This is a genomic window from Kitasatospora sp. NPDC093558, from assembly GCF_040683475.1.
In the GTDB taxonomy this organism is placed as follows: Bacteria; Actinomycetota; Actinomycetes; order Streptomycetales; family Streptomycetaceae; genus Kitasatospora.
The window spans coordinates 12,633-14,034 of sequence record NZ_JBFBDY010000153.1 but is presented as its reverse complement, the minus strand read 5'-3'; the positions used below and the strand labels follow the sequence as shown (position 1 = coordinate 14,034).

Genomic DNA, 1,402 nt, shown 5'->3' with positions numbered 1-1,402 from the left:
GCCATGACGTCGTGTCCGGCGAGCACGGCCGGGCCGGCGACGCCCCCGCCGCCGGGCTCCAGGCGGACGGTGTCCAGGGCGACCAGCCGGCCGTCGGGGCGCCGCACTTCGAGGTCGGAGGCGAACACCCGGTAGGCGTTGCGCTCGCCGCGGGCGAGGCGGCCGGCGAGGACGGTCTCGCCGGCGAGGACGGTGGCGGTGGGGTCGACGGTGAGGACGGTGCGCTGGTAGAGGCGGGAGTCGACGAAGGGGATGACGGGCTCGGGCAGGTACTCGACGTAGGCGCGGGGGCCGGCGTGGAGGTTGACGAGCTGCGTCGCGTAGTCGAACTCCATCCGGTAGACCTTCGTGGCGGCCTGGGTGGTGAGGTGCACGGCGGTGTCGGCGCCGCAGTGGAGGTCGGTGCGGAGCCGGTCGGCCTGGAGGATGCCGCCGCCGGTGGACATCAGGAGGGTGACGGCGAGGTCGGGGCGGGCCGGGTCGTAGTAGAGCGGGCGCATGATCTGCAGCGGCGACTTCTGGTAGTGGCCGGTGAGTTCGGTGCGGGCGCCGATCTTCTCGAAGGCGAGTTCCAGCAGGCCGACCTTGCCGGGGCGCCCGACCCCGAGGGTGTCGGGCGTCCCGGCGTGCCGGCGGACCTCGGCGGGGACGCGGGCCGGCTCGTAGTGCCGGGGGTCGAGCCGGGGCACCGCCGCGTCGGGGGGTCCGTCGACGGCCGCGGGTGTCGTCATGCGGCGACCTTGCGGAAGGTCTCCAGGAAGGCGGCGATCTCCTCCAGCCCTTCGCCGGTCAGGCAGTTGGTGAGCACGACGGGGCCGCCCTCGCGGACGCGGCGGGCGTCGGACTCCATGATGCCGAGGTCCGCGCGGACGTACTGGGCGATGTCGATCTTGTTGATGACCAGGAGGTCGGACTCGGTGATGCCGGGGCCGCGCTTGCGGGGCATCTTCTCGCCCTCGGCGGTGTCGAGGACGAAGAGGAAGAGGTCGACGAGGACGGGGCTGAAGGTCAGGGTCAGGTTGTCGCCGCCGGACTCGTACAGCAGGGTGTCGACGTCGGGGAAGCGCTCCAGGAGCTCGGCGCCGGCGGCGAGGTTCATCGTCGGGTCGTCGCGGACGGCGGTGTGCGGGCAGGCGCCGGTCTCGACGCCGACGACCCGCTCGGGGTCGAGCACGCCGGCGAGGGTGCGGCGCACGTGCTGGGCGTCCTCCTGGGTGTAGATGTCGTTGGTGATGACCGCCGGGCGGTGGCCGCGGGCGATCAGGACCGGGACGAGCGCCTCGATCAGCGCCGTCTTGCCGGAGCCGACGGGGCCGCCGATGCCGACGCGGAGCACGTTCTCGGTCAAGTTTCCTCCTCTGGTGCGGTGTTGCACGTGTTGCGGCGCGCAGGGGGAGCGCGC

At 73.3% G+C, this 1,402-nt stretch carries 2 protein-coding genes; both read right to left on the bottom strand.

What is annotated here, in order from left to right:
• The coding region (locus tag AB0O00_RS17160; RefSeq protein ID WP_363652545.1) for an urease accessory protein UreD at positions 1–731 on the bottom strand (731 nt) is incomplete at its 3' end.
• The gene (gene ureG, locus AB0O00_RS17155) at positions 728–1,348 is read right to left on the bottom strand and encodes an urease accessory protein UreG (RefSeq protein WP_363652543.1); all 621 of its coding nucleotides are present in this window, start codon (positions 1,346–1,348) and stop codon (positions 728–730) included. The genes AB0O00_RS17160 and ureG, both read right to left, overlap by 4 nt.
• Positions 1,349–1,402: the final 54 nt, after the last annotated feature.